Origin of the sequence: Streptomyces lanatus (assembly GCF_014655715.1) — a bacterium.
Lineage (GTDB): Bacteria > Actinomycetota > Actinomycetes > Streptomycetales > Streptomycetaceae > Streptomyces > Streptomyces lanatus.
In genome coordinates this window covers 59271-80554 of sequence record NZ_BNBM01000013.1, presented here as the reverse complement: position 1 = coordinate 80554, position 21284 = coordinate 59271, and the positions used below count along the sequence as shown (strand labels likewise).

The following is a 21284-nucleotide window of genomic DNA, read 5'->3' as shown; positions in this document are numbered from 1 at the left end:
GGGGCCCGTGCCCCGCACCGTCCGCCGGACGGCCGTATCCGCTACATCCGCTGCCACAGAGCCGGCGTCGCACCCGGCGACCACCGGCCCTGCGCCTGGTGGCTCTGCAGGCACTGATAGCGCACGCCCGCGTGGGTCACCGTCGAGCCGGCCTCATAGACGCGGCCCGCGGACCAGGCGGCGGCGGTCCCGTCCGGCGGCGCGGGCGTACCCGGACTCTGGGCCGCCGCGGTCTTCAGGACCAGGCCGAAGTCGCTGAGGATCGGGTTGATCGGCTGGTAGAAGGTGGTCCCGCCGTCCGTGCAGTCACCCGAGCCGCCCGAGGTCACGCCCTGTGCCTGGGAGCCGGAGAGGTACGGGCCGCCGGAGTCGCCCGGCTCGGCGCAGACGGTGGTCTCGGTGACGCCGTCGACGGTGCCCTCGGAGTAGCTGACACTCGTGTCGTGCTGCTGGATGGTCCCGCAGTGCCAGCCGGTGGTGGAGCCGGAGCGGCAGATCGACGCCCCGACGAGCGCCTGGACCGAGCCGGTGACCTGCGTCCGCTGGCCGCCCTCGCCCTCCACGTCCGGCGTCGCGGTCCAGTCGCTGTTCACGCTCACCCAGGACATGTCCTTGCCGGGGAACGTGGAGGCCTCGAAGGTGCCCTGCGCGGCCATGTTGGCCCCGGTGGTCGAGTCGTCGGCGTTGCCGCAGTGGCCCGCCGAGGCGAAGCCCTGCTGGGTGTCCTTGGTGATGGAGAACCCGATGGAGCAGCGGGCGGTGCCCTCGATGTAGTAGGCGTCGCCGCCGACGAGGTCGGCCAGCGGCCGCGGCCGTGCCGCCGACACCTTGACGGTCACGTCCTTGTCCTGGACACCTGCGGCCTTGAGGAAGGTGGTCGCGGCCGACCGCTTGACCGCCTGGACGACGACGCGGTTCGTCGGCACATCGACGTACCACACGGGTGTGTCGCGTGTGTTGGCGCTGGTCGCGGCCTTGTCCAGCTTCTCCTTGACGGCCTTGAGGTCGCTCAGCGGATATTTGACGACGACGGCCTTCGCGCCCTGCGCCTGAATGGCGGACACGTCGTCGGAGTGAGTGGTCGCGACGGCGAGCTCGGCGGAGGTCGCCCCTCGCAGCCAGGCGCCCGCGAAGCGCTTGCCCAGCGAGTTGCGCAGGCGTCCCGCACGGACCCCCGCCTCCGCCTCGTTGACCAGCCGCTCGGCGGCCTGCCCCGGCTTCAGCTTCAGATCGCGCTCCATGGCGCGTACCACCGCGGCCGGCGGCCGGTCGGCACCGAGGGTCTGCGCCGCGGTGGACGCCGGCGCGGGTGGCGGTTCGGCCGCCGCTGCCGTGGTGGCACCGGTGAGAACGAGGGCGCCCAGAGCGGTCAGGGCGGCGCGGCGACCGGCCGCCGTATGTCTGCCGAGCATGCGATGTACCTCCATCGAGTACGAGTGGGATTCCGACCCGATGGAGGCCTTGACGCAAAGACATGAGTCAATGTCAGAAAAGATGATTTTTCGCGCTTTGGGAGGCTCTGGTTGGCTGCCATGTGCGCCAGCGGAGGGACCCGCGGATGGATCACCAGAGTTTCATCATTCGTTTTCTTGAATCATTCGTGTTTAGAGAGGTAGGTTGGCGGCATGACCGCATCCCAGACTCCGACCCCCGCCGAGGAGCTCCGCGGTGCCGGCCTGAGGGTGACCGCGGCGCGTGTCGCGCTGCTCGACACCGTCCGGGCCGGTGACCACCTCGGTGTCGAGGCCATCGCCTCGGGGGTGCGAGATCGCGTAGGTCATGTCTCCCTCCAGGCCGTGTACGAGGGCCTCCACGCACTCACCGCGGCGGGACTGATACGTCGTATCGAACCGGCCGGCAGTCCGGCCAGGTTCGAGGGGCGTGTCGGCGACAACCACCACCACATCGTGTGCCGGTCGTGCGGTGTCGTCGCCGATGTCGACTGCGAGGTCGGCGAGGCGCCCTGTCTGACCGCGTCCGACGACCACGGCTTCGCGATCGACGAGGCCGAGGTCATCTACTGGGGCCTGTGCCCCGACTGTTCCACCGCCAACAGTGCACCCCGAGCACTGTGATTCACCTAGTTCGGAAGGTTTCCCATGGCTGAGAACCCCGATGCGATCGTCACTGACGCGAAGACGGAGGGCACCGGTGGCTGCCCCGTCGCTCACGGTCGCGCCGCGCACCCCACGCAGGGCGGCGGCAACCGTCAGTGGTGGCCGGAACGGCTCAACCTGAAGATCCTCGCGAAGGACCCCGTCGTCGCCAACCCGCTCGGTGCGGAGTTCGACTACGCGGAGGCGTTCCAGGCCCTCGACCTGGCGGCCGTCAAACGGGACATCGCCGAGGTGCTGACCACCTCGCAGGACTGGTGGCCCGCGGACTTCGGCAACTACGGCCCGCTGATGATCCGGATGGCCTGGCACAGCGCCGGCACCTACCGCATCAGCGACGGCCGCGGTGGTGGCGGCCGCGGTCAGCAGCGCTTCGCGCCCCTGAACAGCTGGCCGGACAACGGCAACCTCGACAAGGCCCGCCGTCTGCTGTGGCCGGTCAAGAAGAAGTACGGCCAGTCCATCTCCTGGGCCGACCTCATCATCCTCACCGGTAACGTCGCCCTGGAGCAGATGGGCTTCGAGACCTTCGGCTTCGGCGGCGGCCGCGCCGACGTCTGGGAGGCCGACGAGGACGTCTACTGGGGCCCCGAGACCACCTGGCTCGACGACCAGCGCTACACCGGCGACCGTGAGCTGGAGAACCCGCTCGGCGCCGTCCAGATGGGCCTGATCTACGTCAACCCGGAGGGCCCGAACGGCAACCCGGACCCGATCGCCGCGGCCCGCGACATCCGCGAGACCTTCCGCCGCATGGCGATGAACGACGAGGAGACCGTCGCCCTCATCGCCGGTGGCCACACCTTCGGCAAGACCCACGGCGCCGGCCCGGCCGACGCGGTCGGCAACGACCCCGAGGCCGCCGCCATGGAGCAGCAGGGCCTGGGCTGGAAGTCCACCTACGGCTCCGGCAAGGCCGGCGACGCGATCACCAGTGGTCTGGAGGTCACCTGGACCACCAAGCCCACCCAGTGGAGCAACGACTTCTTCGACATCCTCTTCGGCTACGAGTGGGAGCTGAGCGAGTCCCCGGCCGGCGCCAAGCAGTACGTGGCCAAGAACGCCGAGGCGATCATCCCCGACGCCCACGGCGGCTCGAAGAAGCTGCCCACGATGCTCACCACCGACCTCTCGCTGCGCTTCGACCCGATCTACGGCCCGATCTCCAAGCGCTTCCACGAGAACCCGGCCGAGTTCGCGGACGCCTTCGCCCGCGCCTGGTACAAGCTCACCCACCGTGACCTGGGCCCGAAGTCCCTGTACCTCGGCCCGGAGGTCCCGGCGGAGACCCTGCTGTGGCAGGACCCGCTGCCCGCCGCCGAGGGCGAGGCCATCGACGCCGCCGACGCCACCGCGCTCAAGGCGAAGATCCTCGACTCCGGCCTGACCGTCCCGCAGCTGGTCAAGGCCGCCTGGGCGTCCGCCGCCACGCACCGCGCCAGCGACAAGCGCGGTGGCGCCAACGGCGGCCGTGTCCGCCTGGAGCCGCAGCGCAACTGGGAGGTCAACGACCCGGACGAGCTCGCCCAGGTCCTCCGCGTCCTGGAGACCGTCCAGGGCGAGTTCAACTCGGGCGCCAAGAAGGTCTCCCTGGCCGACCTGATCGTCCTCGGTGGCTCCGCCGCCGTCGAGAAGGCCGCCAAGGACGCCGGTGTCGCCGTCGAGGTGCCGTTCACCGCGGGCCGTGTCGACGCGACCGAGGAGCACACCGACCCCGAGTCGTTCGCGGCGCTCGAGCCGTCGTACGACGGGTTCCGCAACTACCTCGGCAAGGGCAACCGCCTTCCCGCCGAGTACCTGCTGCTTGACCGCGCCAACCTGCTCGCGCTCAGCGCCCCCGAGATGACCGTCCTGGTCGGCGGTCTGCGTGTCCTGGGCGCCAACCACAACGGCACCAAGCACGGCGTGCTCACCGAGACGCCGGGCAAGCTGACCAACGACTTCTTCGTCAACCTGCTCGACCTGGGCACGACCTGGAAGTCCACCTCCGAGGACCAGACCACGTTCGAGGGCCGTGACGCCTCGGGCCAGGTCAAGTGGACCGGCACCCGTGCCGACCTGGTCTTCGGCTCCAACTCCGAGCTGCGCGCCCTCGCCGAGGTCTACGCGAGCGACGACGCGAAGGAGAAGTTCGTCAAGGACTTCGTCGAGGCGTGGGTCAAGGTCATGAACCTGGACCGGTTCGACCTCGTCTGATCAGTCCCGGGCAAGACGTCCAGGCCGGCCCGCACGGGTCGGTCTGGACGTTTTCTTTTGCCCATCGGTGCCACATGGGCCCCACCTTTCACAGAACGCACACCGGGCCCCATCAATTCTTTATGTTTCAAGCGATAGGGTCGCGGACACAGGGGAGTGGCCGACGACGGCCCACCCGTCGCGCCCGCCACTCGCTCCTCCTTCCCCCCCACCAGCACAGGAGACCCGGCGTGCTCGACGGCGACGTAGTGGTGATCGGCGGCGGCTATGCCGGCGTCCGGCTGGCCAAACGACTGGACACGACCGCGCGGGTCACGCTGGTGGACCGCAAGGAGGTCTTCTTCCACCGCATCGCCTCCCTGCGCGCCGGAGTCCGCCCGGACTGGTCGCACAGCCCCTTCATCCCCTACGACCGGCTGCTGCGCAACGGCCGCGTGGCCGTAGGCAAGGCCGTCCGCATCGACACCGCCGAGCGACAGGTGATCCTCGGCACGGGGGAGCGGCTCCGGTACGACGTCCTGGTGATCGCCACCGGCGCCGACTACCCCGAACCGGCCCGCTTCACCGGCACCACCACCGACGAGGCGGTGAAGTCCTTCGTCGCCCACCAGCAGCAGATCGCCACCGCCGAGCACATCCTGGTCGTCGGCGGCGGCCCCTCCGGGGTCGAACTCAGCGCCGAGATCCGCCTCGCCCGGCCGGACGCCCGGATCACCCTCGCCCACTCCGGCACGGAACTGCTGCACTCCACGGGCAGCGCGCGGGCCGGGCGCAAGGCGCGGGCCTGGCTGGAGTCCCATGGCGTGGAGGTGTGGCTGGACGCCTTCATGTCGCCCGGCAACGACTTCGGCACCTACCGCGACGCCGGCGGCAACATCATCGGCGCCGACCTCTCCTTCTGGGCCACCGGCACCACCCCCAACACGCTGTGGCTACGGCTCGCCGGGCACGGCGACTGGCTGAACAGCTCGGGCCACGTCAAGGTCGACGAGGCGCTCCGGATCAGGGGATGGCTGGAGGTGTTCGCGGTCGGCGATGTGAACGACGCCACCGACCTCAAGATCACCCCGGCCGCGCTCGCCCAGGCCGACCTGGCCGCCCACAACATCCGCGCCTACCTCAACAGCACCGGCAAGCACCGCAAGCAGCCCCGCTTCTACCGGCCGGTCCACCGCACCCCGCTCATCGTCCCGTTCGGCCCGGCGGACGGGGTGACCGTGCTGCCGGTGATGGGCGGCGAGACGGCGGTCCTCGGCGGCCGGACCACCACGTTGGCCAAGGCCAGGACGCTGATGACGCCGTACATGAGGCGTCAGCTCGGGTACACCGCGGCCTAGCCGCAGACCGGTACAGCCGCACAGACTAATGTGCGGGAATGATCTCGCAGCAGTATCTCTCCGAACTGTTCTCGCTCGAAGGCCGGGTCGCCGTGGTGACCGGTGGGAGTTCCGGCATCGGCCGGGGCATCACCGAGGCGCTCGCGCGGGCCGGGGCAAGTGTCGTGATCGTGGCGCGCAGGAAGGCGGAGCTGGTCGCGACGGTCGGTGAGATCGAGGCTCACGGCTGTCGGGCCGCGTGGGTGAGTGCCGATCTCGGCACGCGTGACGGCGTGCGCGCGGCGGCCGAGGGGGCCGTCGAAGCGTTCGGGGAGCCCGACATCCTCGTCAACTGCGCCGGGATCAATGTGCGGCCCCCGATGGGTGAGCTCGGCGAGGACGTGTGGGACAGCACGATGGCCGTGAACCTGGACGCGCCCTATCTGCTGGGGCAGCGTTTCGGGCCCGGTATGGCGGAGCGGGGCTTCGGGCGGATCATTCACGTCACCTCGCAGCAGGCGCACCGCGCGTTCGTGCAGAGCGGTGCCTACGGCGTCTCCAAGGGGGCGCTGGAATCGCTGGCCCGTTCCCAGGCGGAGGCGTGGTCGCCGTACGGCGTCACCTGCAACACGCTCGTGCCGGGCTTCGTCATGACGCCGCTCAACGCCCGCCTGTCGTCCGACCCGGAGCGGGTCGCCGCGCTCGCCGCGCGCACGATGGTCGGTCGCAACGGCCTGGCGGAGGACTTCGCCGGGGCCGCGGTCTTCCTCGCGAGCCGCGCCTCCGGCTATGTCACCGGACAGTCGATCTTCGTGGACGGCGGCTTCTCCGTTCACTGAGAGGACTGTCGCAGGTCGAGGCGCATCAGGATCCGGGGATGGCCGGCCAGCACCGAGGTGGTGTCGGCGGCATGGACGAACCCCGCGCGCTCGAAGTTCTTCCGCAGCCCCGCGTACGCCATCGTCAGATCGACCCGGGCGTCGCCGTTGTCGAGCGGGTACGCCTCGACCACCGGCGCGCCCCGGTCGCGGGCGAAGTCCACGGCTCCGGCGATGAGGGCGTGGGTGATGCCCTGCTTGCGGTGGCCGGGGCGGACGCGAACGCACCACAGCGACCACACCGGCAGATCGTCGACGTGCGGGATCTTCCGGTTGCGGGCGAAGGTCGTGGCCGAGCGGGGCGCCACCGCCGCCCAGCCGACCGGTTCGTCACCGTCGTAGGCGAGCACTCCCGGAGGCGGATCGGCGCGGCACAGCTCGGCGACGTACTCACCGCGGGCCGGGCCGCGCAGCTCGTTGTTGAGCTTCGACGGGATCCGGTAGCTCAGGCAGAAACAGACGTTCGCCGTGGGCGACTTGGGGCCGACCACGGCACGGACGTCCTCGAAGACGGATGCCGGGCGGACTTCTATGGCCATGGCACCACGATGTCACGGCGCCCGTGTCGGCTCACGCCGTGGCGTGGAACCCGTGCAGCGTCCGCGTGACCGCCAGGTCGGAGACCGGGGCGAAATCCTCGTACCACTCACCCGTGACATGAAAGCCCGGCGGCTGCTCCAGGCATACGAGGTCGTCGCACTCGGCGCGGACGGAGGCGACGGTGCGGGGGCTGCCGACCGGGACGGCCAGGACCAGGCGGGCGGGGCCGTGCCGGCGCAGGAAGCGCAGCGCCGCGACGGCGGTGAGGCCGGTGGCCAGACCGTCGTCGACGAGGACGACCGTGCGGCCGTCGACCGACGGGGGCGGACGGCGGCCCCGGAAGAGGTATTCGAGACGGTGCAGCTCGTTGCGTTCCCGCACGACGACGTCGCCGAGCCGGTCCTCGGACAGATGCATCATCGCCAGGCTCTGCCGCTCGTACAGCGGCGGATCATCGGCTACGACCGCCCCGATCGGCGTCTCGGGCCGGATCGGGGTGCTGATCTCACCCGCCACCAGCACATCCATCGGCGCGTGCAGCGCACGGGCGACCTCCGCGGCCACCGGTACCCCACCGCGGGGCAGCGCCAACACCAGCACACTCGGCAGCTCACCGGAGCCGGCCCACTCGACCAGCCTCAGGGCGAGCTCCTGTCCGGCGTGGGTACGGTCGCGAAACGGCACGGCGCGCTCCTCCCTCGAATCCCCCGGCCTCGACGCAGCCGCCGAGTGCCCGCGCGGCACCCGCCCAAACGGGGCGGGCCCGCACCATGGCCGGTACGCCGGGCTGCGTTCCGGCCACGCGGAGCGCATGGTGGTGACATGAGCACGCGTCCCCTTGTGGTGGTGCTGCCGCCGGCGTCGGACGGCGGGCGTCAGGTGACGATCCGTGGCGAGCCCACCGGCACCGCGTACAGCCTGTTCGACGTCATGGACCTGGTGCACCGCGCGGGCCTGCCCGCCGAGGACCGGGCCGTCGACGACCCCGAGCTGATCGAATGGCGCGGCGGCGGGCCGTACGACTGGAACAGCCCGGACCCGTCCGACCCGGCGGACGGGGCAACGTCCGAGCCACCCTCGTAATGCGTGATCCCTCGGGTGTCCCGTGCGGGAGGGCGGGGTACGCGGCGACGGACGGAAGGGGAGACCCATGCAGTTCCGTGACCGCGCGGCGGCCGGGCGGGAGCTGGCGGAGCAGTTGCGCATCCGTCAGGACAAGGACCTTCTGCCGCACCCCGTCGTGCTCGCGCTGCCCCGCGGCGGCGTCGCGGTCGCCCAGGAGATCTCCCGGGTGCTCCAAGCCCCACTGGACGTACTCGTCGTACGCAAGATCGGGGCGCCTTTCCACGAGGAGTTCGGCGTCGGCGCGCTCGCGGGCGACGACCCGCCGCTCTTCGACGAGCAGTCGCTGTTCCGGCTGGGGCTGACCGAGGCCGACCTGGCGCCGGTCGTGGAGCGGGAGCGGGAGGAGCTGCGGCGGCGCGAGGAACGCTATCGGCAGGGCCGCCCGGCACCGGAGCTGCGCGGCCGTACCGTCGTCGTGGTCGACGACGGCGTGGCGACCGGCTCCACCGCACGCGTCGCCCTGCGCGCCGTACGCGGCCGGCAACCCGGGCGTCTGGTCCTCGCCGTACCCGTGTGTGCACCGGAAGCGGCCGAGGCCCTGAGCCGGGAGGTCGACGAACTCGTCTGCCTGTATCAGCCGAGGCTGTTCAGCGCGGTCGGCGAGTGGTACGAGGACTTCCGCCAGCTGACCGACGCCGATGTGCTCGCGGCCCTGCGGGGCGACTGAGGGTCAGCCCAGGGCCGCGGGCTTGCGGAGGGTGAGCGCACCGTCCGGGCCCAGCGCGACGTGGACGCCGTAGCCGATCCGGTCGAGGGTGTCGTGCAGCCATGCGCGGTCCTGCTCCGGGGCCGGTTCCAGTCGCATACGGCGGGCGAGCAGGGGTTCCATGCGCAGGTCGGTGAGTTCGCCCGTGTCCGACGACAGCGTGACGAAGTAGGCGATGCGCAGGTCGTCGCGGTAGTTCTCGTATCCCGGGATGCCCTCATAGTCATCGATGAAGTCGCCGCAGCCGTGCAGGATCAGCCGGTTCCGGTAGACCTCGACGGCGCGCGGATGGTGCGAGGAGTGGCCGTGCACGACATCGGCGCCGCCGTCGACCAGGGCGTGCGCGAAGCGCCGCTGCTCACGGGGGACGAGGTAGCCCCAGTTGGAACCCCAGTGCACCGAGACGACGACGATGTCGCCGGGCCGCTTCACCCGCCGTACCCGTCGCACCGCGGCGGCTGCCGTGGCCGGCGTCAGCTCGGGCACATAGGCGACGCCGGACGACTCGGACGTCGCCGCCCAGTCCGCCGGGATGCCGCTGTCGGCGACGCCGAGGGCGAAGACCAGCACCCGGCCGCCGTGGGGGAGCGGCAGTGCCACGGGCGCGTACGCCTCCTCGGCGCCGCGGCCCGCGCCCGCCGTGCGCAGGCCCGCTCCGTGCAGCACGTCGAGCGTCTCCCTCAGACCGTCCCGGCCGAAGTCCCGCACATGGTTGTTGGCCAGCACACAGACATCGGGCCGGGCCACGGTGAGGGCGGGCAGGTTGGCCGGATGCATGCGGTAGTGGACCGCCTTGCCGGGCTCGAAGGCGTCACCGCGGGTCACGGACGTCTCCAGATTGACGATCCGCACATCCGGACCGCTCGCCTCCATCAGCCGCAGCGCCTCGCCCCACGGCCACGCCGGATCGACCGGCGCCGGGATCGGCCCGCTCACCGACTCAGCCATGCTCACATAGGCACGGGCGTCCGTGACGTACCCCTCCCGCAGCACCGGATCACCGGGCCGGGCCAGGATCTGGTCGACGCCGCGTCCGAGCATCACATCACCACAGACGAACAGCGTCACCGTGCCGCCGCCGTTCATGTCTCCGCCGTACCCCTCACACGTCCACCGTCACCGCACACGACCACCCGTACGGATCCGGCCCGATGCGCAGCCCGTGCCAGGTGAGGTCCTTCGGGCTGGCGCCCGTGACCCGCACGTCCGCCAGGTCCGCCAGGGACAGGCGCACATCGACGTCGCCCTCCGTGGCGTCCGCCTCCAGATCGACCGGCACCCGGCCGTCCACGTCGAGGCGTACGACGACCTCGTCCAGGAGCGCGGTCAGCAACTCCTCGTCACTGTCCTCGACCAGCCGCACCCGCTCCACCGACGTCGGCCGTACCGCCGTGACATCGGCGAAGCACTCCACCATCCCCAGCGCGGCCTCCACCAGACAGCGCTCCCGGTTCACGCCCCATGCCTCGATGCGCACATCGGCCGTGTGCGGTACCGCCCGATGGCCGCTCTCGCCGAGCCGTCGCGCCTGGATGTCGTCGTCCGTGTCGCCGACCATGGACACCACCCGATCCGCCGAGTCGTCCCCGAGGAGTGCTACACGGACAGGGGTACCCGGGACCGGGCACCGTGTACCGCCGGGACCGAAGGAGCCGACATGCCGGACATGGAGCAGGACGAGGCCCGCGAGCGGTTCGCCGCGGCATCCGTCGCACGGCTGGCGACGGTGGATCCCGAGGGCCGGCCGCATCTGGTGCCGGTCGTGTTCGCGTCGAGCGGCGACGAGATCGTGACCGCGGTCGACGGCAAACCGAAGCGGACGCGGCGGCTGAAGCGGCTGCACAACATCGCCGTCCGCCCGGCCGTCTGCCTGCTGGCGGATGAGTACGACGAGGACTGGGGCCGTCTGTGGTGGGTCAGGGCGGACGGGGGCGCCCGGATTCTGGCGCCCGACGGGACCGAGTATGACGACGCCGTCGCGCTGCTGTGCCGGAAGTATCCGCAGTACCGCCAGGAGCCCCCGAACGGGCCCGTGGTCGTGATCAGCGTCGTGCACTGGAGCGGCTGGCGGGCCGTGGCGGGTGACGACTGAACCGGTCGCCGCCCGAATCCACATCCGCAGACCCATTGACCTTGACCATCCACGAACATAATCTCCGTCCTCATATGTAGACGACGTCTTCATGTGAGGACCCCATTCAGTGGGGTGAACGTAAGCGGCCGGCGTTCAAAGGAGAACTGACATATGCCGCTCGTGGTGGTCGGGATCAGCGTGCTGGTCCTGCTCGTCCTGATGACCAGGCTCAAACTGAACGGCTTCGCGGCCCTGCTGCTGGTGGCGGTGGGTGTCGGGCTGGTGCAGGGGATCGGGATGGAGAAGATCCCGGACATCCTCGCCGAGGGCATCGGCGACCAGATCGGCGACACCATGCTCACCATCGGGCTCGGCGCCATGGTCGGCCGGGTGATGGGCGACTCCGGTGCCGCCCAGCGAATAGCCGGGAAGCTCCTGGACGTGTGCGGGCCTCGCTGGGTGCAGGTGGCCATGGTGCTGACGGCCATGCTCATCGGCGTGACGATGTTCTACGAGGTGGCCTTCGTCATCATCGTCCCCATCGCCTTCACCCTCGTCCGCGTCACCCGGGCCAACCTGCTGTGGGTGGGGCTGCCCATGTCGATCGCCCTGTCCACCATGCACAGCTTCCTGCCGCCCCACCCGGGACCCACCGCGGTCGCCGCCACCTTCCAGGCGTCCGTCGGACTGACCCTGTTCTACGGCCTGTTCATCGCCGTGCCGATCGGCGCGACCATCGCCCTCCTGTGGCCGCGCCTGCCCTTCGTCCGGGCGATGAACCCCTCCATCCCCAAGGGCCTGGTCAGCGAGCGAGTCTTCGAGGACGACGAGATGCCCGGCATGGGCTGGTCGCTGTCCGTCGCCCTGCTGCCCGTGGTACTGATCGCCGGTGCGGCCGTGGCCGACCTGGCCGGGGCCGGCGACGGCGGTCCGATGCACTTCGTCGCGTTCATCGGCTCCGCGCCGATCGCCCTGCTGCTCACCCTGCTCGTGGCGATCTGGGCGTTCGGCCCGCGCATCGGCCGCAGCCTGGGCGAGGTCAGCGCCTCCTGCAAGGAGGCCGCCCAGGCCATGGCGATGATCCTGCTCGTCATCGGCGCGGGCGGCGCCTTCAAGAACGTCCTCGTCGAAGGCGGTATCTCCGACTACATCAAGGACATCACCGACGGCTGGTCGATCTCCCCGATCGTCCTGGCCTGGCTGATCGCCGCCATCCTCCGCATCGCCCTCGGCTCCGCGACCGTCGCCGTCGTCACCGCCTCCGGTGTGGCCCTGCCCCTGCTCGCGGGCAGCGGCGTCCACTCCGAGGTGATGGTGCTCGCCGTCTCCTGCGGCTCCATCGCCTTCTCCCATGTCAACGACCCGGGCTTCTGGATGTTCAAGGAGTACTTCAACCTGTCCGTCCTCGACGCCATCAAGGCGCGCACCACGTACACGACGGTGCTCGCGATCCTCGGCCTCGGTGGCGTACTGGTCCTGGAACAGGTCCTCGACGCCCTCAGCATCTGAAACCCCCTCACGAGAACGGCACCCGCCCGCCATGAGCCAGCCCGTCGTCACCCGCTTCTCCGTGTACCCGGTCGCCGGCCGGGACGCGATGCTCCTCAACCTCTCCGGCGCCCACGCCCCCTACTTCACCCGCAACGTCGTCGTCCTGGAGGACTCCGAGGGCCGTACGGGACTCGGCGAGGTCCCCGGCGGGGAGAAGATCACCCGGACCCTGAAGGACGCCGAACCCCTGGTCGTCGGTGCCCGCGTGGGCGACTACAAGAACGTCCTGCGCGCCATCGGGGCGACGTTCGCCGACCGGGACACGGGCGGTCGCGGCGCGCAGACCTTCGACCTGCGCACCACCGTGCACGCCGTCACCGCCGTCGAGTCCGCCCTCCTCGACCTGCTCGGCCAGCACCTGGAGGTCCCGGTCGCCGCCCTGCTCGGCGACGGCAAGCAGCGCGACGCCGTACGCGTCCTCGGCTACCTCTTCTACGTCGGCGACCCGGACCGCACCGACCTGGACTACGTCCGCGCACCCGACGCGACCGTCGACTGGTACCGGATCCGCCACGAGGAGGCGCTCACCCCCGAGGCGATCGTCCGCCAGGCCGAGGCCACCTACGACCACTACGGCTTCCGCGACTTCAAGCTCAAGGGCGGCGTCCTGCCGGGCGCCGAGGAGGTCAAGGCCGTACGGGCGCTCAAGGACCGCTTCCCCGAAGCGCGGATCACCCTCGACCCCAATGGCGCATGGTCCCTGCGCGAGGCCGTCGAACTGTGCGCCCCGCTCCTCGGCACCCTCGCCTACGCCGAGGACCCCTGCGGCGCCGAGGACGGCTACTCGGGCCGGGAGATCCTCGCGGAGTTCCGCCGGGCCACCGGACTGCCCACGGCGACCAACATGATCGCCACCGACTGGCGCCAGCTGACCCACGCCCTGGCCCTGCAGTCGGTGTCCATCCCGCTGGCCGACCCGCACTTCTGGACCATGCAGGGCTCGGTCCGCGTCGCCCAGCTGTGCAACGCGATGGGCCTGACCTGGGGCTGCCACTCCAACAACCACTTCGACATCTCCCTGGCGATGATGGCCCACTGCGGGGCCGCCGCGCCCGGCGACTACAACGCCCTCGACACCCACTGGATCTGGCAGGAAGGGCTGGAGCGGCTCACCGTCGCCCCGCCGAGGATCACCGGCGGCGAGGTCGCCGTACCCGACACCGCCGGACTCGGCATCGACCTGGACCTGGACCGGCTCCTCGCGGCGCACGAGCTGTACCAGGAGAAGGCGCTGTCCGGCCGGGACGACGCGGTCGGGATGCGGTACCTGGTGGAGGGCTGGACCTTCGACGCGAAGCGGCCGTGCCTCGTGCGCTGAGCTTTCAGAGGGCGAAGACGCGGCGGGCGTTCCCGTGCAGGAACAGCTCCCGCGTCTCCTCGTCCAGCCCCAGGGCATCGAGGTGCTCAAGGGCCCGACTCGGCGTGATCATGGGGTAGTTGGAGCCGAAGAGGACCTTGTCACGGCCCCGGCCGCGCAGATACTCCACCAACTCCGGCGGATAGCGGCGCACGGTGTAGGCGCTGGTGTCGATGAAGACGTTCTCGTGCTTGTCGGCGACCGCGATCATCTCCGTCGTCCACGGGTAGCCGATGTGCCCGCACACGATCGTCAGCTCGGGGAAGTCGAGGGCCACCTGGTCGACGTAAGGGATGGGCCGCCCGGTCTCCGAAGGGCGCAGCGGGCCGGTGTGCCCGACCTGGGTGCAGAACGGCACACCGAGGTCCACACAGGCCGTGTACAGCGGGTAGTACAGCCGGTCGGTGGGCGGCAGCCCCCACAGCCACGGAACGACGCGCAGTGCCACGAACCCCAACTCCTCGACCGCCCGCCGCAGTTCGCGCACCGCCGCCATGGGCCGGGCGAGGTCGGCCCCCGCGACTCCGCGCAGCCGTCCGCCGGACTGCTCGACGAACGAAGCCGCCTCGTCGTTGTCGATCAGCGGGCCCTGCGGCCCGTACCAGGCGGCGGCGAGGCCGATCTCCACGTCGGCCGCCTCCAGCGCCGCCACCGTGACTTCGACGGGCAGCGGCTTGTCGAGCCGCTCCATGCCGGTCCAGCGGCGCAGCGACTCGAACATCTCGTGGTTGGCGTGGCGCGGGGTCGGGTGCTGCATCCAGGCGTCGATGACGGGCATGGACTCGGCCTCTCCGGCAGGGTCGGGGTTCGTTGCCCACACTATGGTGGGCGCCATGTACTCGACACGGGTCTCCGGGCATGTGAACGCCTCACGCGCCGCCGTCTACCGTGCGCTGCTGGACGCGGACGCCGTGGAGCGCTGGCGGGTGCCGGACGGGATGACCGGGCATGTGCACACCTTCGACGGGCGGGAAGGAGGGGCCTTCCGGGTCTCGCTCACCTACGACCTGCCGACCGGCACCGGCAAGTCGGCCGCGCACACCGACACGTACCACGGCCGCTTCGTACGGCTCGTGCCGGACGAGCAGGTGGTCGAGGAGGTCGAGTTCGAGACCGACGACCCCGCCCTGCGCGGCACGATGACGATGACCACGACCCTCACCGACGCCGCCGGTGGCGGCACCGACATCCTGATCGTGCACGAGGACATCCCCGACGTCGTCCCCGCCGCGGACAACGAGACCGGCACCCGTATGGCCCTGGCCAACCTGGCCCGGCTCGTGGAATCCGCCCCACCGAACATCACCCACCCCTGACCCGCCGGTTACGTGATCTTTGCCTGGGGTTAGCCGCCCGTACGAAAGCAATCGCTTCCATGCGGAAGTATGGACACCGAACTGCTGTCAGGGCTGCGCGTCGACTACACGGATCAGGACGACCCGGTGCTGATCCGGCCGGACGGAAGTCCGGTGGACACCTGGCGTGAGAACTACCCGTACGAGCAGCGCATGGAGCGCCCGGAGTACGAGTGGCACAAGCGGCTCCAGCAGATCGAACTGCTCAAACTCCAGCGCTGGATCAAGGAGACCGGCCGACGGCTCGTCATCGTCTTCGAGGGGCGGGACGCGGCCGGCAAGGGCGGCACGATCAAGCGGTTCACCGAGCATCTGAACCCGCGCGGCGCCCGGGTGGTCGCCCTGGAGAAGCCGTCCGAGCGGGAACGCGGCCAGTGGTACTTCCAGCGGTACGTCGAGCATCTGCCGACCGCCGGCGAGATCGTGCTGTTCGACCGGTCCTGGTACAACCGGGCCGGCGTCGAGCGCGTGATGGACTTCTGCACCGACGACGAGTACCGGCGCTTCATGCGGCAGGCCCCGGGCTTCGAGCGGATGCTGGTGGACGACGGCGTCGACCTGATCAAGTTCTGGTTCTCGGTTTCCCAGGGCGAGCAGCGCACCCGCTTCACCATCCGCCAGGTCGACCCCGTACGGCAGTGGAAGCTCAGCCCCATGGACCTGGCCTCCCTTGACCGCTGGGACGACTACACCGCCGCCAAGGTCGCGATGTTCCGTGAGACCGACACCGAGCACGCGCCCTGGACCGTGGTGAAGAGCAACGACAAGAAGCGGGCCCGCGTCGAGGCCATGCGCAGCGTCCTCGCCCGCTTCGACTACGGCGACAAGGACGAGGAGGTCGTCGGTGCCCCCGATCCCCGGATCATCGGCGCCGCCGCAGGCCTCCTTGAAGCGGGCGAGGACGACACCGGGTCCTAGCCTCCTAGCCCCTCGGCAGCACCGTGACGCGACGGAAGTTGCACTCGTCCCCTGCCGGGCGTCCGGCGGGGGAGGGCGTGCTTCCATGTGCCTTGAGCGCGGCGCTGACCAGGCTCATCAGGAGGTCGACGTCCGTGTCGCAGTCCAGGTGCACCGTCACCCAGCCCGAGCCGGGGACCAGGTGGATCGCGGTCGAGTCCCGCAGATCGTCGTGGAACCGCGCGATGGCCGCCACCGTCAGGTGCAGATCCACATCACGGTCGGAGTGGAAGTGCACGATCTCGCTGTGGACGGAGCGCAGTGCCCGCCCTGCGCCACAACCCGCCGGGCCCGAGGTCAGATCGGGCCAGGCTGACAGTCGTTCCATGGCGCGCTGGGCCAGTGTCATGCACCCATGGTCACCCGATCACCGCGTCGCAACCAGAGGTTGAGCAATTCGTAACCGGTGCGTGAGGTACCTCTCAGCCACCGTGACCTAGTCGGGAGGCGTCGGAGTGTCGTGCGTCCGGTACATCGCCTGCACGTCCAGCTCCAGCTGCACCGTCGGCCCGACCACCGCGATGCCACGGGCCAGCATGCTGCGCCAGTTCAGGGTGAAGTCCTCCCGGTGCAGCTCCGCCTTGGCCAGCGCCGCGCACCGCAGCTCCTCGCCGTAGCCGCCGTTGACCGACCCGAGATAGGTGGTGTCCAGCTCCACCGAGCGGCTGACGCCGTGCATGGTGAGCGAGCCGTGCAGCGTCCACTTCGCGCCGCCCCGGTAGGCGAAGCGGGTGCTGACGAAGTCGATGTACCGGTAGCGCCCGACGTCCAGGAAGTCCGCCGAACGCAGATGGGTGTCCCGGGTGTTGTTGCCCGTCGTGATGCTGGCCGCGTCGATCCGCACCGACACCTGCGACTCCGCCATGTCCGGCGCCACCCGGATACCGCCCGTGAACCGCTCGAAGCGGCCGTGGACATGGGCCATGCCGACATGCTTGGCGATGAACCGGATCGCCGTGTGCGGCGGGTCGAACAGCCAGGTGCCGGGCGCGGGCAGCTCCAGCTGCCGGGCCGACGCAAGCCGCACCTGGACGGCGGGCTGCGGCGGACCGGCGACGACGTCCAGCGGCTCGCGATGCGGGGTCAGGCCCTCGGCGGTGACCATGAGGCTGTAGCGGCCCGGGGGCAGGGCGGCGAAGAAGAGGCCGTACGGGTCCGTCGTACCGGACGCCACGACCTCGTGCGAGTCCAGCGCGGTCACGGTGACGTCGGCGCCGCGCATCGGCAGGCCGAACGGATCGACGACCTCGCGGCCGACGACCCCCGCACCGGCCGGCACGGACAACGGGACACCCGGAGCTCCTCGGGAGCGCCGCCTCCTGAGCAGACCGAGGGGCATGCTGATCACCTTTCCTTCAGGCATGGGGGGAGTTCAAAGAGGGGTGGCTCAGTCGGCGACCGATGCCGGAGGCGCGCCCTCGTAAGCCGCCCGCAGCACGGCGAGTACGCCGTCGAGCGTGACCGGGCGGGGGTTGGCGTAGGCCTGGCCTGCCGTCTGCGCGGCGGCCACCGCCAAGTCGGTCTCCGCGAGGCCCAGTTCAGCGAGGGAACGGGGCGCTCCGAGGCGCCCGGCAAGCTCCCACAGGGCCGTTGGCGCGTCGGCCGCGTCCAGCGCACGGGCCACGGCGGCGGCCGCCTCCGGGGCGGCGGAGGCGTTGTGGGCGAGGGCGTACGGCAGCACCACCGTGTGCGTCTCGGCGTGCGGCAACGAGAAGGTGCCGCCCAGGACATGGCACAGCTTGTGGTGCAGGCCCATCGTGGTGGCGCCCAGACAGGACCCGCACAGCCAGGCCCCGTACAGGGCACGCGCGCGTGCCCCCGTCGACCCCGGTTCCGCGGCCACCGCCGGAAGCGCCTGAGCCATCGCCCGTACGCCCTCCTCGGCCATCAGCGCGATCAGGGGCGAGGTGTCGGGGGCGTACAGGGCCTCCACGGCGTGGGCGATCGCGTTGATGCCGCTGGTCACCGAGAGGGGCACGGGCAGGGAGAGGGTGAGTTCGGGGTCGTAGACGACACTGTTGGGCAGGACCTTCGGATCGCGCCCGGTGCGTTTGACGCCGTGCTCGGTCAGGCCCCACACCGGGGTCATCTCCGAGCCGGAGTACGTGGAGGGCACCGCGATCAGCGGCAGCCCGGTGCGCAGCGCGATCGCCTTGCCCAGCCCGATGGACGAGCCGCCACCCACGGCCACACACCCGTCGGCACCCGCCGCCCGAGCCGCCTGCACGGCCACGTCGGCGACCTCGACGGGCACATGCATCCGGGCCCGGTCGTGCACTCCGACACACACCGGGCCGAGCGCGTCGGCGACCGCCCGCGCGGTGTCGGCTCCCCGCTCCCCGCACACCACAAGGACCCGCCGCAGCCCGAGCCGCTCCACCTCACCGGGCGTCGCCGACACCGCCGCACCGGCCCGGAAGACGACCCGCACGGGCCGGCTCTCGTAGGAGAAGTCGAGGGCGTCTTCCGTCACGACTTCTCCAGTACGAGGTCGAAGCGGGCGTACCGGAAGGGGTTCGCCACGTCGTACTCCCGTGCCGCGGAAGGGTCGTCCACGGGGGCGAAGTCGGTCACGAGTCCGGGCTTGACGGCGAACACCGCGTCCGAGTCCAGGTAGTCGCTGCCGGCCACGAAGATGTGTGTGGTCACCGGCGTGTGCCCCTCGGCGGAGGCGATGAAGTGGATGTGCGCGGGCCGGTACGGATGCCGTGCGGTGGCCCGCAGCAGACCGCCGACCGGCCCGTCCGTCGGGATCGGATACGGGCTCGGCACGCACGTCCGGAACCAGAACCGCCCCTCGTCGTCCGCGGTGAACAGCCCACGCCCGTTGCCCGCGGGCTGTACGTCCGGCTGCTGCACGTCGTAGAAGCCGTTGCTGTCGGCCTGCCACACGTCCACGACCGCGCCCGGCAGCGGTGTGCCGTCCCGGGACAGCACCCGCCCGCTCACCACGCACGGCTCGCCGCCGCCCACCAGGTCGATGTTCGCGCCGAGCGCACGCACCGGCGACTCGGTCATGTGGAACGGGCCCAGGACCGTCGACTCGGTGGCGCCGGGCCCCTGGCTCTCGTTGATCGTCTCCACCAGCATCGACAGGCCGAGCACGTCCGACAGCAGGATGAACTCCTGCCGGGTGTCCGTGCAGGCCTGCCCGGTCGCCGTCAGGAACCCGATCGCCCGCTCCCACTCCTCCTGCGTCAGCCGCGTCTCCCGGGCGAAGGCGTGCAGATGCCGCACCAGCCCGGTCAGCAGCTCGCGCAGCCGTGGATCGCCGGTGTCCCGCAGACTGGCGACGACCTCGTCGGTGACCGCCGGTTCGTCACCCATGTCGGCTCCTTCCTGGACCTACGACTCAACCGTGCCCGAGGATCCGCCGCAGCGCGTCCGTGAGCAACCGATCGGCGTCCTCGGCCGCGTCGGCGTACCGGAACGCCACATACCCGTCGGGGCGTACGAGGAGGGCACCCGCGTCGGAGATCCCGCTCACGGCCACCCAGTCGCCGTAAGGGTCCTCGTACTCCTGGCCCGGTCCGACGACGACCGTCGCGATGTCGAGGGGCTGCGCCTCGGCGGCCCGCAGCCATGCCTCGCCCCCGATGCCGGTGAGCAGCGTGAAGCGGCCCTTGCCGACGGTGTCGAGCGTGGACAGGGTGCGGGTGCCGGAGGTGAGCCAGGCGTGCGGGAGCTTGGCTCCGGGGCGGGAACTGGGCTGATGGTGCAGCTCGGGGTCGCGGGGGAAGCCGGGGTCGGGGGTGCCGTCGGGCACGACCGCCGAGGAGGTGTAGCGCTGGTTGAGGTCGACGCCGTGCGCGTTGAACTCGTACACCTTGAAGGCGATCGCCTCACGCAGCGCCGCCCGCTGCTTGGCGGCGGCCTCGGTGGCGTCCTTGCGGGCGGCGATGTTGGCCCACAGCTGCTCGGGAGTCTGCGGGGACAGCCCGTCGAGTGCCTCGAAGATCGGTGCGGTCTCGGCGATCGACTGGTTGGCGCGGGTCACGATCTGCCGGCCGACCGGCGCGCGCTCGGCGGTGTAGGTGTCGAGCAGCGTCGGCGAGGCGACACCGTCGAGGACGAGCTTCAGCTTCCAGGCCAGGTTGTAGGAGTCCTGGACGGAGGTGTTCGAGCCGAGCCCGTTGGACGGCGGGTGCCGGTGCACGGCGTCACCCGCGCAGAAGACCCGGCCGTTGGCATAGGTCTCGGCGTACATCTCGTTGACCGTCCACGCCGACGACGACTTGATGGTCACCGGTATCTCGTCGTCGCCGACCAACTGCCGTACGACGGACAGGGCGTATTCCTCCGTGAGGTCGGGGGCGCCCGCCGTCACGTCGTAGCCCCACACGATCAGCCACTCGTTCCAGGGCCGCACACAGCGCACCAGGCCCGCGCCGATCCCGCCGACGGTGGCCCCGGGCGCGAGCACCCAGTAGAGGGTGGAGGGCCGGTGCGCGGTGTATTTGCTCAGGTCCGCGTCGAAGACGATGTTGATGCTGCCCGCCACGCCCATCTGGCCGCCCATGGGCAGCCCGGCGTCCTCGGCGACCTGGGAACGGCCGCCGTCGGCGCCGATCAGATACCGGGCGCGGATGGTGTACTCGTCGCCGCGCAGCCGGTCCTCGACGGTGACCGTGACGCCGTGCTCGTCCTGGACGAAGGACTTGTAGACCGTGCTGTACCGGAAGTCGGTGCCGCGCGCGATCGCCGCGTCCACCAGCACGGGCTCCATGAGGTGCTGCGGCATGTCGCACATGCGGGTCGGGCTGGCCAGCTCGTGCGCGGCCTGCACCAGCGGGTCGTTGCCCCAGGAGCGCACCCGGCCGAGCTCCTCACCGGCCAGGCTGGTGCAGAAGGTCGTGTCGCCCATCAGCTGCTGGGGCGTGGCCTTGGCGATCACGTCCTGCTCGACGCCCAGATCGCGCAGCACCTCCATGGTGCGCTGGTTGGTGATGTGCGCGCGGGGCGTGTCGGCGAGGCGGGCGTACCGGGTGACGACCATGTTGCGCACGCCGTAGGTGCTCAGGGCGAGCGCGGCCGACGCGCCCGCGGGGCCGCTGCCCACGATCAGTACATCGGTCTCGACGGTGTGCACGACTTAATGCTCCATTTTGATGAGAC

22 protein-coding genes are annotated in these 21284 nt (G+C 70.7%); 11 read left to right on the top strand and 11 right to left on the bottom strand.

All coding sequences use genetic code 11. The features are described 5' to 3' along the window. Positions 1-41 precede the first annotated feature (41 nt). Positions 42-1412: an alpha-lytic protease prodomain-containing protein gene (locus IE325_RS29740; RefSeq protein WP_190073178.1), complete on the bottom strand. Its 1371-nt coding sequence runs from the start codon at positions 1410-1412 to the stop codon at positions 42-44. Positions 1413-1625: 213 nt separating this feature from the next. Here IE325_RS29740 and IE325_RS29735 point away from each other — a divergent pair, with 213 nt between their 5' ends. The 4 genes from IE325_RS29735 (at position 1626) to IE325_RS29720 (ending at position 6465) form a co-directional block, all read left to right on the top strand. Continuing rightward, the gene (locus IE325_RS29735) at positions 1626-2075 is read left to right on the top strand and encodes a Fur family transcriptional regulator (RefSeq protein ID WP_190073177.1); all 450 of its coding nucleotides are present in this window, start codon (positions 1626-1628) and stop codon (positions 2073-2075) included. Positions 2076-2099: 24 nt separating this feature from the next. Beyond that, positions 2100-4310, top strand: coding sequence for a catalase/peroxidase HPI (gene katG / locus IE325_RS29730; RefSeq protein ID WP_190073176.1), 2211 nt, complete (start codon positions 2100-2102; stop codon positions 4308-4310). A gap of 230 nt (positions 4311-4540) precedes the next feature. Next, positions 4541-5647: an NAD(P)/FAD-dependent oxidoreductase gene (locus IE325_RS29725; RefSeq protein ID WP_190073175.1), complete on the top strand. Its 1107-nt coding sequence runs from the start codon at positions 4541-4543 to the stop codon at positions 5645-5647. Between the two features lie 38 nt (positions 5648-5685). Beyond that, on the top strand, positions 5686-6465 hold the full coding sequence (locus IE325_RS29720) for an SDR family NAD(P)-dependent oxidoreductase (RefSeq protein ID WP_190073174.1): 780 nt from the start codon (positions 5686-5688) through the stop codon (positions 6463-6465). Here IE325_RS29720 and IE325_RS29715 read toward each other — a convergent pair. Together IE325_RS29715 and IE325_RS29710 are read right to left on the bottom strand one after the other, a co-directional pair. After that, positions 6459-7043, bottom strand: a complete 585-nt coding sequence (locus tag IE325_RS29715; RefSeq protein WP_190073173.1) for a GNAT family N-acetyltransferase — start codon at positions 7041-7043, stop codon at positions 6459-6461. The two genes, IE325_RS29720 and IE325_RS29715, sit on opposite strands and share 7 nt — an antisense overlap. Positions 7044-7074: 31 nt before the next feature. After that, complete coding sequence (locus tag IE325_RS29710; RefSeq protein WP_190073172.1) at positions 7075-7728, bottom strand: phosphoribosyltransferase; 654 nt, start codon at positions 7726-7728, stop codon at positions 7075-7077. A 138-nt stretch (positions 7729-7866) separates the two neighbouring features. Between IE325_RS29710 and IE325_RS29705 the strand changes: the two genes are divergently transcribed. Beyond that, entirely contained in the window at positions 7867-8127 is a 261-nt protein-coding gene (locus IE325_RS29705; RefSeq protein WP_190073171.1) for a hypothetical protein, read from the top strand. 67 nt (positions 8128-8194) lie between these two features. Continuing rightward, positions 8195-8836 (top strand): phosphoribosyltransferase, encoded by a 642-nt coding sequence (locus tag IE325_RS29700; protein ID WP_190073170.1) that lies wholly within the window; start codon positions 8195-8197, stop codon positions 8834-8836. A 3-nt stretch (positions 8837-8839) separates the two neighbouring features. Here IE325_RS29700 and IE325_RS29695 read toward each other — a convergent pair whose 3' ends face one another. Both IE325_RS29695 and IE325_RS29690 read right to left on the bottom strand, forming a co-directional pair. Continuing rightward, entirely contained in the window at positions 8840-9961 is a 1122-nt protein-coding gene (locus IE325_RS29695; RefSeq protein WP_190073169.1) for a CapA family protein, read from the bottom strand. 16 nt (positions 9962-9977) lie between these two features. Next, positions 9978-10433, bottom strand: a complete 456-nt coding sequence (locus IE325_RS29690) for an archease (RefSeq protein WP_190073168.1) — start codon at positions 10431-10433, stop codon at positions 9978-9980. Between the two features lie 99 nt (positions 10434-10532). On the opposite strand from IE325_RS29690, the gene IE325_RS29685 reads away from it, so the two are divergent. The 3 genes from IE325_RS29685 (at position 10533) to IE325_RS29675 (ending at position 13818) form a co-directional block, all read left to right on the top strand. Beyond that, entirely contained in the window at positions 10533-10967 is a 435-nt protein-coding gene (locus tag IE325_RS29685) for a TIGR03668 family PPOX class F420-dependent oxidoreductase (RefSeq protein WP_190073167.1), read from the top strand. Between the two features lie 153 nt (positions 10968-11120). Next, positions 11121-12458, top strand: coding sequence for a gluconate:H+ symporter (locus IE325_RS29680; RefSeq protein WP_190073166.1), 1338 nt, complete (start codon positions 11121-11123; stop codon positions 12456-12458). Positions 12459-12489: 31 nt separating this feature from the next. After that, the gene (locus IE325_RS29675) at positions 12490-13818 is read left to right on the top strand and encodes an enolase C-terminal domain-like protein (RefSeq protein WP_190073165.1); all 1329 of its coding nucleotides are present in this window, start codon (positions 12490-12492) and stop codon (positions 13816-13818) included. Positions 13819-13822: 4 nt separating this feature from the next. On the opposite strand, the gene IE325_RS29670 is transcribed toward IE325_RS29675, so the two are convergent. Continuing rightward, a complete protein-coding gene (locus IE325_RS29670) occupies positions 13823-14635 on the bottom strand; it encodes an amidohydrolase family protein (RefSeq protein WP_190073164.1) in 813 nt (270 codons plus the stop codon). A 55-nt stretch (positions 14636-14690) separates the two neighbouring features. On the opposite strand from IE325_RS29670, the gene IE325_RS29665 reads away from it, so the two are divergent. Together IE325_RS29665 and ppk2 are read left to right on the top strand one after the other, a co-directional pair. After that, positions 14691-15173, top strand: a complete 483-nt coding sequence (locus tag IE325_RS29665; RefSeq protein ID WP_190073163.1) for an SRPBCC domain-containing protein — start codon at positions 14691-14693, stop codon at positions 15171-15173. A gap of 69 nt (positions 15174-15242) precedes the next feature. Then, complete coding sequence (gene ppk2, locus IE325_RS29660; protein WP_190073162.1) at positions 15243-16130, top strand: polyphosphate kinase 2; 888 nt, start codon at positions 15243-15245, stop codon at positions 16128-16130. Between the two features lie 4 nt (positions 16131-16134). Here the strand turns inward: ppk2 and IE325_RS29655 are convergent, their stop codons facing one another. The 5 genes from IE325_RS29655 to IE325_RS29635 form a co-directional block, all read right to left on the bottom strand. Then, positions 16135-16518 carry a luciferase domain-containing protein gene (locus IE325_RS29655; RefSeq protein WP_190073161.1) on the bottom strand — a complete coding sequence of 128 codons (384 nt, stop codon included), beginning with the start codon at positions 16516-16518 and terminating at the stop codon, positions 16135-16137. Between the two features lie 87 nt (positions 16519-16605). After that, the gene (locus IE325_RS29650) at positions 16606-17508 is read right to left on the bottom strand and encodes a YceI family protein (RefSeq protein ID WP_190073348.1); all 903 of its coding nucleotides are present in this window, start codon (positions 17506-17508) and stop codon (positions 16606-16608) included. Positions 17509-17556: 48 nt separating this feature from the next. Continuing rightward, entirely contained in the window at positions 17557-18642 is a 1086-nt protein-coding gene (locus tag IE325_RS29645) for a maleylacetate reductase (RefSeq protein WP_190073160.1), read from the bottom strand. After that, a complete protein-coding gene (locus tag IE325_RS29640; RefSeq protein ID WP_190073159.1) occupies positions 18639-19496 on the bottom strand; it encodes an intradiol ring-cleavage dioxygenase in 858 nt (285 codons plus the stop codon). The genes IE325_RS29645 and IE325_RS29640 overlap by 4 nt, the downstream gene beginning before the upstream one ends. Before the next feature lie 25 nt (positions 19497-19521). After that, entirely contained in the window at positions 19522-21258 is a 1737-nt protein-coding gene (locus IE325_RS29635) for an FAD-dependent oxidoreductase (protein WP_190073158.1), read from the bottom strand. Positions 21259-21284 lie beyond the last annotated feature (26 nt).